Here is an 8,660-nt window from a genome sequence, read left to right as displayed (position 1 = left end):
TACGGTTATTTATTTAATTCCGCCAACGGGTTATTACTGTATCTAAGGATATGTATCAAGATGCCAAAGGCAAAGAAAAGGTGGATGAAAAAATATTGCGTAATTATATAAAGAATATTTATGCTACTCTTTTGGAAAGAGGTATGTACGGAACTTATATCTATGTGTGCAATGAATCTTTGAGAGATTACTTTCTAAGATTCTTTACCTTTGTTCCTCATCGCACCAAAGGCTAAAATATTCCTCTTATTTGAAACTTTATATATGAATCAATAAAAAGACCTTCACTAAAGGATCATTAATGGTTTTAGTGAAGGTCTTACATTGTAATTGATATTATCCTATATCCTATCGAGCACAGTCTGAATCAGTGTATCGATCGTATTCTTATATCCGGTATTAGCCTCTTTGATTAGTCGGTTGGCTATCACCATACAGACGGTCATCGCCTTATGTCCCATCAGTCGGCTAAGTCCTGCAAGTGCCGAACTCTCCATTTCGAAGTTGGTAATCTTAAAGCCTTTATATTCAAATGCTTCAATCTTATCATTTTGTTTCGGGTCTGCTAATGGAATGCGGAGTTCACGTCCTTGTGGTCCAAAGAAGCCTCCTGCAGCGATAGTTACACCGCGTACCATATCTTTTTTAGCGATCCGGTCAATCAGTTCTTCACTGGCATCGATAACATAAGGCGCAGGGGCACACATATTTCCCGACCAGCCCATGTGATTAAGGAAAGCACGTTCGAAAGGAAGATCGCATACCGCATTACGTCCGGCATAGAAATTCAATAATCCGTCGAAACCGATAGATTTCTGTGAGCAGACGAAGGTGCCTACCGGAGTATTTGGCTGCAATCCGCCACATGTACCGATACGTACTAACTCCAGTTGGCGGAACTTTTCTTTTTCTTCCCGTGTCTCGAAGTCGATGTTGGCAAGCGCATCCAGTTCGTTCATAACGATGTCGATATTATCGCAACCAATTCCGGTAGAAACCACTGTGATTCGTTTACCTTTATATGTACCCGTGATTGTTTTGAATTCGCGGCTTTCCACTTCGCATTCTTTGTTTTCAAAGTGAGAAGCTACGAGTGCTACACGTCCGGGATCTCCTACAAGGATCACTTTATCTGCCAGCCATTCAGGCTTTACGTGAAGATGGAATACCGAGCCGTCTTCGTTGATAATCAGTTCAGAGGATGGAAAGTACTTTTTCATGTTATTGAACGGTTTTAGTTTTACAATAAGTCGTATATAAATAGAAACGCCGGAACCGGATTTTAGTTCGGAAGAGGTATCTTTCTTTTCTTTTGCAAGTTTGTCAAAGAGAAGATACGCTGATGAACTGAATAGGAATCGGGTTCCGGCGTTTGGTAGACTATTTACTCAACGGCTGGTTGGTGGCACCACCAGCCGTTGGTTTGGCAATGTTTTCGCGCATTGAAGTGTCGGCTTCGATATTTTTCATACGGTAATAATCCATTATACCCAGATTGCCGTTACGGAAGGCTTCTGCCATTGCCTTAGGTACTTCCGCTTCCGCTTCGATTACTTTGGCACGTGCTTCCTGTGCCTTAGCTTTCATTTCTTGTTCGGAAGCGACAGCCATTGCACGACGTTCTTCTGCTTTAGCCTGTGCGATGTTTTTGTCTGCATTAGCCTGGTCAATCTGCAAAGCTGCACCAATGTTTTTACCTATATCGATATCCGCGATATCAATAGACAGAATTTCAAAAGCGGTCCCTGCATCCAATCCCTTACGAAGTACAAGTTTAGAGATAGAATCCGGATTCTCGAGTACAGACTTATGGTTTTCGGAAGAACCGATGGAAGAAACGATACCTTCACCTACACGGGCGAGAATTGTATCTTCTCCGGCACCACCGACCAGCTGCTTGATGCTGGCACGTACCGTTACACGAGCTTTTGCTATCAGCTGGATACCATCTTTGGCTACCGCAGTAACAGGAGGAGTATCAATCACTTTCGGGTTTACAGACATCTGAACAGCTTCAAACACATCACGTCCGGCAAGGTCAATGGCAGTTGCCATCTGGAAAGACAGTTCGATGTTCGCTTTCGATGCGGATACTAGCGCATGAACAACTTTTTCTACATGTCCTCCGGCAAGGTAGTGGGCTTCCAGTTCATCGCGGGTGATGTTTTTCAGTCCGGCTTTGTGAGCTTCAATTATGCCCGGGACAATGATATACGGCGGAACATTACGGATACGCATCAGGAAGAGTTGAATCAACGAGATGTTAACGCCTGATACTTTAGCCGACAACCAAAGGAAGAACGGCACATAATGGAAAAATAGTATTAGGAAAATAATACCTCCAACAATCAGAACGATAGGTAAGTACAAAGATGTTTCCATTGATAATTATATTAAGTGAATATTATATTTTGTGTTTCTCAACCAGAATGGTGCCATCGGTAATGCGGCTTACGATAATCGGTGTTTTCTCATTAAGGAAACCATCGATGGATCTTACTTCCACGATATTACCGTTGATCTCAGCATAACCGATTTGGGCCAGACGGGTAGTGCTGATACCTTTATCGCCTACCTTTACACTTTCTTCCGCACTCCGGTCTACCTTCGAATCGATATCTTTTTTCAAAGCCAGCTTATCCAGCATTTTCGAACGCATGAACCAGATCAGTGACCCGATGCAGGCAAGAGCTGATATTCCCAGAGTAACGAATCCTCCCGCCATGCCCATATTGGCAAATGCATAGTAGTTAGCATAGAGGATGCAAGCCAATGCCGAAATACCGGCGAGGCTGATTCCGGGTATGACAAACAGTTCCACTAAAAATAGTATCACTGCAGCAATAATGAGAACGGCGATAATTAGTATGTCCATAACTCTGTATTATTTTGATTTTGTTTTTTCAGCATTGCGCACACTCACTCCGAGAGCATCCAGCTCTACATTCATTTGCAGAATCCTTTTTTCCAGATCGAGTATAGCGGGAGCCAGTTTTTCTTTTCCTTGTTGGTTGGCAGTTGCGTACTGTTGACGGAGGCCATCCAGCTTATCTTCCTGTTGCAGATAATCTTTTTCCAGTTGCCGGTAACTTTGGAAAAGTTGTTTGGCTTTAGGAGATTGGAAGTCACTCAGGAGGTAATAAGTTGTGTTGTCATCAATGACAAATTCGAAGTCAACTACACGGCGTTCCTGCGGTTTATGATTGATTGCTTCTTTCAGACGCTGCAATGCTTCTGCAACTGTATTTTCATCTTTCCATGTTTCTTTTAGCGAATGAATCTGTGCCAGACGGATCATTTGCTGCGGGTCCATCGCTTCATAGTTATAAGTCTGTTTGGATGAATTGGGAATGAATACATAGATGCAGACTTTTTCTTCGGGTTGGAAACGATCGGAGGCAAACCAACCTAGATTATTGTATTCGTCGATGACGTACATGTAATCGTTGTAAGGAGAATTGAATGGCATTCCTACATTTTCCGGTGTTAAATACGAATCTGTATTTGTGTTATAGCGAGTGACAAAGATGTCGTACCCTCCTAATCCTTCACCATCAGTTGCATAATAGATGGTAACACCGTCCGACAGTACAAACGGGTAGTTGGCATTTCCGGACTCGTTGATGCTACCGGGTAACGGACGTCCGTTGCTCCATTCATTCAGCAATTTGTTTTTGGAGAAAATGTCCAGATTTCCTCTTTCTCCCTTTTCACTATAATAGATTTTATTTCCGATTTCTGTTTCATAAACTGTTCCCGGATGATCTCCTTCAGTCTGGAAAAACTCATTAAACATGAACAACTTGCCCGACTCTTCGCTGATTTTGTACGCACTCAGGAAGTTTGCCTTGTCTACCACAAAGCTGTCGATGATACAAACATCCTCTACTCCTTTGAGCATACGCAGATCGGCTTTGCTTTTCTCCAGCAGAGCTTCGGCCTCTTCTGTCGATCTTTTGCGTTTAGTGAGGTCGGCAATATATTCCTCGAAACAGTTGACTGCATCTTCGAAGCGGTACGTATCGTTGTAGGCTTGTCCCAGATACAGTTGTCCACCGGCTACCCGTCTTTTTACGGCAGTCTCAAGATACTTGACTGCCTCTTCCGGCTCGCCGGTTTTCAGGCAGCAGACACCATACCAATAGCTGTAGTTGCCATTGGACGGTTGAGATTTGGCATATTTCTGAAATACAGGTTTGGCTTGTTCATAGTCGCCTTTTGTGAATAAGGCGCGTGCCTGTTCCAATGTTTGTGCAGATGCTCCGCCAAGGAAGAAGCTGCAAATTAAAAATAGAATATATTTTCTTTTCATTGTTTTATTCAATAATCCATGCATCAATTGTTCAAAAGTACAAATTTATTAGAAATAAACCCTTTTTCAGAGATTCTATTATGTTAATTCTTCTTTAAATCATTCTTTTCGCTTACTTTTGCAGCCGATTTTTGAAGATATGACACAATTTACGGAAGAAGAGAAGACGATCCGCCGTATTGAACGGCGATTCAATAAAGGAGTGGTGCAGTATGGATTGATAGAAGAAGGGGACAAAATCCTTATCGGACTGTCAGGAGGGAAAGATTCGTTGGCACTTGTCGAGTTGTTGGGCAAGCGAGCGCGTATTTACAAACCTCGTTTTTCCGTGATAGCTGTCCATGTGGTGATGAAGAATATTCCTTATCAGAGTGATATCGAATATCTGAAGACATATTGTGAATCTTTTGGAGTGCCTTTCGTACAGTACGAAACCTCTTTTGATCCTGCTACGGATACACGTAAGTCTCCCTGTTTTCTTTGTTCCTGGAATCGACGGAAAGCTTTGTTTACGGTTGCCAAGGAGCGAGGGTGCAATAAGATTGCCTTAGGACATCATATGGATGATATTCTGGAAACATTGTTGATGAACATTACTTATCAGGGAGCTTTCAGTACAATGCCTCCCCGGTTGGTTATGAAGAAATTTGATATGACAATTATCCGACCGATGTGTATGGTGCATGAGGCTGATTTGGTTGAGTTGGCTATGTTGCATGACTATCGGAAGCAAGTGAAGAACTGTCCATATGAATCACAGTCCAGCCGAAGCGATATGAAAGGTATTCTGCGGCAGTTGGAAGCGATGAATCCGGAAGCTCGCTACAGCTTATGGGGGAGCATGACAAATGTGCAAGAAGAATTATTACCGGATAAAATAGAATGATAATTACCCAATTAATATAATAAGATGAAAGGTTTCTATACAATTTTATTACTCATTGTATCCAATGTCTTTATGACCTTCGCCTGGTATGGTCATCTAAAGATGAAGCAGGAGTATTCTTGGTTTGCAGCTCTTCCACTGATAGGTGTGATTACCTTTAGTTGGGCAATTGCTTTCTTTGAATATAAATAGTCAAAAATACCCATGAGAAAAAATAAAATTTCAATATACTTATGTAAATAAAAAATATATATGAAAGCTGTTTATACAATATTATTGCTCATCGTGTCTAATGTCTTTATGACTTTTGCATGGTATGGACATCTTAAAATGAAACAGGAATACGGTTGGTTTGCATCTTTACCTCTAATTGGGGTAGTTGCATTCAGTTGGTCGATAGCTTTCTTTGAGTACCTATTTCAAATTCCTGCAAATAGAATTGGTTTCATTGATAATGGTGGTCCATTTTCTTTAATGCAATTGAAAGTTATTCAAGAAGTAATTACTCTTATAATATTTACAATATTTACTACGGTTCTTTTTAAAGGGGAAACTTTACATTGGAATCATTTTGCTGCGTTTATATGTTTAGTATTGGCGGTGTACTTTGTTTTTTTGAAATAATTAGAGAATAAAAAAGCCGATTACCATTTCTGATAATCGGCTATAAAATATGCACTTTATTAGGTAGTTATTTTTTCAGTTCTAGGCTATATGTTCATTTCACTTAAACCATATTCCTGCATTTTTCTTTATCTCCACCTTTGTAAACTTTTCCAGTTCTGTTACAAGTACTTTCGCTTCGTTTGCTGTTGGCTCTGGCAACTGTACTTTTCTGTTCGTATTCCGTCCTATATTTACTTGTAGAGGTTTACATCGTTTTATGTACTCCACCATTTTATCCAAATCAAACTGCATCAAAGGTTCTGCCGTAACATAGGTATCTATACCCAAATTTGCAATTTTCTCCATTGCTCTTACCCTTTCTTCTATCTCTGGTGAGTTACGCATTATTTCTGGATAAAACCTATTGGTTTCTATGGTCGTACAAACCACTGAATGATGAAATACAGGATGAGCTATAAAATCTAATATTCTGGAAGGATTTTTGCTTTGAAACAAGTATTTATTGGCAGACCTATCACAATAATCCAAAACCATTTGAATCCAATGGCTAGGTATATCTTCTGCCCACATATCAATACTACTTCCTACAAAAATAAAGTTCAAGCACTCAAGATAGCAGGTTAATTCTGCCGCATCCAATCTGGGGGTATTCAAACGAGAACACATTTTTTTCATATAGCAATAGGTACAGCCATGAGAACATTTACCCTTAATAGGATTCCATGTGTGTGTCACAAATTCATACATATTGCCTTTACTCTCCTTAATCATGATATATTTTTATTAGTTATTATTCTTGTTGGAAAGCCAGCAGGAAGCACCTACTGGCTTTTTGTCTCTACGGATTATTTTTCAAATTCTTCCCATAATCCACTCAATTTATTATTTATAATATTTTCTTTCGTATCACCTCCTCTAGTTCCCTTGGCTTTTTCAATATAATCAGCATCTTCTTTACTAATATTTTTCAGAAAACGCACCATTTTGTTTGTAAATTCAGGTTTGAGATTATCACTAGTTTTTTCATACTTGGATATTATCCAGTCGATTACTGTTCGTGCCTGTATTGTCGTTTCTTTAAAAATACCTTCTGCCGCTTGCAAAAGTCTTAACCCTCTTTCCAAGCCATTGGTATTTTTCAACTCATCAACAATGTTACCGTCTATGGCACAATCCATGACTTTTTTATTAATTTTCGAGGTGAAGGTCAGCCACTTCGACGCTGAAGTTAAAGAATAACCTTTATTTACTAAATTATTCATAGCATCCAACAAAGGTAGTTTTTTTTGCTGATTGTTTATTTTTGCTCCTTTCACATAGTCGCTGCCCTTCCACGGATTAGTAGCAATATTGATTTCTGATAACATCTTAGCTATTGGTAGTTCCGTATTCAAAGCATACAATAACTTAAATTCTCTCTTATAACGTTTTTGCTCATCCCGTTCTTCATTACTCGCTATAAGTCTAAGGTGCGCTTCATAGCGATGATTACCTTCCACCAACACCAAATAATCCACAGCTTCTTCTTCTCTTATAATATTACCTGTAGTAAAATCAACAACTTCCAGCCCTTGATTTATAACATCAGTAGCATCTACCACTATGGCAGGAATTAACTGTCCGCACTCTTCAAGTGTTTCCATTTTAGCCTTCACAATCTTTTCATTCAAATCACGATTACCGCTTAAACGTGCAATCTTTTTTCCTTCATTTACTAACGAGGTTAATGTTGTTACTTCGTTTTTCTTCATATAAATCTTACCGCTGCCCTGCGGACTTATTTTGGTATCTGGCTCACCGATTATTTTTATACTACAAAGATTGCCCTTTTCTTGAAAAGCTAACGGGAATAAAAAAACACTGCTTTCTTATTCCCCCACTTCACAAGTTGTAGAATGAAGTATTTAAAGAATAAGAAAGCAGAAATAAACAATAAAATAAGTTTCAATCAATGATAAAATGCGTTCAAACTCCTTATGTCCTTGTCTTTATATTGTTTCAACAAAGACTTCAAGTAGTCATTATCAACCAACACACTTTCGTTGCTCACGATGCCAGTGAAGTATAGTAGATGAGAAATCAGCGTCTTTTCCTTGTCAGACATATTAGCTCCCTTCTTTCTCTTTTCTTTTACCTGTTCTTGATAATTCAAGGCAGTGATAATCATTTGTGAGAAATAATAAGCGAATACGGAGAATGATTCAGTATGTGGATTACTCAAATCAACGCTACCAGTATTCATTTGGTCTGAATTTACTGTTTCCAATCCGTCTGCACAAAACTTCGCTATACTAGCAATAGCCGTCTTATTATCTATCACGATATTCTTCCTACCTATTTTCAAGGTAATACAAATTGGGCTTTTAAAGACTGCACCAAACGGAGTATCTCTTTTATAATCCTCACTGATAGCATTAACAAATTTTTCTATCTGTTCTTTAGGGGATTCTTTTATTTCTATACCTTCCATACATTTACCCCAACTGCAATCATAACAGAAAAGCAATAGATACCAAAACTTTTCAGCATCTAAATCTAATGTAGTAAGTAAATCCTGCAATTCACGATTCTGCAAGTAAGCATCAATGGAAAATCTACCTTTCAATATCCCTCTGTTGTATCTTCCTTTAAAAGTGTCTGGCGTTTGTGACGGCAACATATATGCCTGTCCTGTTTCTTCATCATAATCAAAATCAGGGAAATATTCTTGTGTCACTGGATATATATACTCTAGCAACTCGCTATACTGGATTGAGAACTTATCTACTGGTTTCATAGTGTTTTTGTTTGCAATGATAATAAAAAAACAGCAAATGAATTTCTTCAAATGCTGTT

At 39.1% G+C, this 8,660-nt stretch carries 10 protein-coding genes and 1 pseudogene; 4 read left to right on the top strand and 7 right to left on the bottom strand.

Annotated elements, in window-relative coordinates; all coding sequences use genetic code 11:
* Positions 1–32: 32 nt before the first annotated feature.
* Complete coding sequence (locus HMPREF2794_RS10530; protein WP_256375837.1) at positions 33–236, top strand: DNA/RNA helicase domain-containing protein; 204 nt, start codon at positions 33–35, stop codon at positions 234–236.
* A gap of 105 nt (positions 237–341) precedes the next feature.
* Here HMPREF2794_RS10530 and HMPREF2794_RS10525 read toward each other — a convergent pair whose 3' ends face one another.
* From HMPREF2794_RS10525 to HMPREF2794_RS10510, 4 genes are all read right to left on the bottom strand, one after another.
* On the bottom strand, positions 342–1,220 hold the full coding sequence (locus HMPREF2794_RS10525; protein ID WP_010537118.1) for a nucleoside phosphorylase: 879 nt from the start codon (positions 1,218–1,220) through the stop codon (positions 342–344).
* Positions 1,221–1,380: 160 nt separating this feature from the next.
* The gene (gene floA, locus HMPREF2794_RS10520; RefSeq protein ID WP_070751487.1) at positions 1,381–2,382 is read right to left on the bottom strand and encodes a flotillin-like protein FloA; all 1,002 of its coding nucleotides are present in this window, start codon (positions 2,380–2,382) and stop codon (positions 1,381–1,383) included.
* A gap of 22 nt (positions 2,383–2,404) precedes the next feature.
* Positions 2,405–2,875 carry an NfeD family protein gene (locus HMPREF2794_RS10515; RefSeq protein ID WP_010537120.1) on the bottom strand — a complete coding sequence of 157 codons (471 nt, stop codon included), beginning with the start codon at positions 2,873–2,875 and terminating at the stop codon, positions 2,405–2,407.
* A gap of 9 nt (positions 2,876–2,884) precedes the next feature.
* Positions 2,885–4,312, bottom strand: coding sequence for a tetratricopeptide repeat protein (locus HMPREF2794_RS10510; RefSeq protein ID WP_055271386.1), 1,428 nt, complete (start codon positions 4,310–4,312; stop codon positions 2,885–2,887).
* Between the two features lie 139 nt (positions 4,313–4,451).
* Here HMPREF2794_RS10510 and HMPREF2794_RS10505 point away from each other — a divergent pair, with 139 nt between their 5' ends.
* The 3 genes and pseudogenes from HMPREF2794_RS10505 to HMPREF2794_RS10500 all read left to right on the top strand — a co-directional run bounded on the left by HMPREF2794_RS10505 (position 4,452) and on the right by HMPREF2794_RS10500 (position 5,822).
* On the top strand, positions 4,452–5,198 hold the full coding sequence (locus HMPREF2794_RS10505) for a PP-loop family protein (RefSeq protein ID WP_029425389.1): 747 nt from the start codon (positions 4,452–4,454) through the stop codon (positions 5,196–5,198).
* A gap of 24 nt (positions 5,199–5,222) precedes the next feature.
* A pseudogene (locus HMPREF2794_RS28445) lies at positions 5,223–5,372 on the top strand (DMT family protein); the annotation flags it as partial.
* A 78-nt stretch (positions 5,373–5,450) separates the two neighbouring features.
* Entirely contained in the window at positions 5,451–5,822 is a 372-nt protein-coding gene (locus tag HMPREF2794_RS10500; RefSeq protein WP_070751486.1) for a DMT family protein, read from the top strand.
* A gap of 99 nt (positions 5,823–5,921) precedes the next feature.
* Here HMPREF2794_RS10500 and HMPREF2794_RS10495 read toward each other — a convergent pair whose 3' ends face one another.
* The 3 genes from HMPREF2794_RS10495 to HMPREF2794_RS10485 form a co-directional block, all read right to left on the bottom strand.
* Positions 5,922–6,596, bottom strand: coding sequence for a DUF5131 family protein (locus tag HMPREF2794_RS10495; RefSeq protein ID WP_083312055.1), 675 nt, complete (start codon positions 6,594–6,596; stop codon positions 5,922–5,924).
* Positions 6,597–6,670: 74 nt separating this feature from the next.
* Positions 6,671–7,576, bottom strand: coding sequence for a hypothetical protein (locus tag HMPREF2794_RS10490; protein ID WP_070751484.1), 906 nt, complete (start codon positions 7,574–7,576; stop codon positions 6,671–6,673).
* A gap of 197 nt (positions 7,577–7,773) precedes the next feature.
* Positions 7,774–8,660: hypothetical protein (locus HMPREF2794_RS10485; protein WP_246839598.1), on the bottom strand; the 887-nt coding region annotated here is incomplete at its 5' end.

Origin of the sequence: Bacteroides sp. HMSC067B03 (assembly GCF_001811315.1) — a bacterium.
Lineage (GTDB): Bacteria > Bacteroidota > Bacteroidia > Bacteroidales > Bacteroidaceae > Bacteroides > Bacteroides faecis.
Note: the sequence above shows the minus strand (reverse complement) of the source record. Positions and strands in the feature narration are given on the sequence as shown.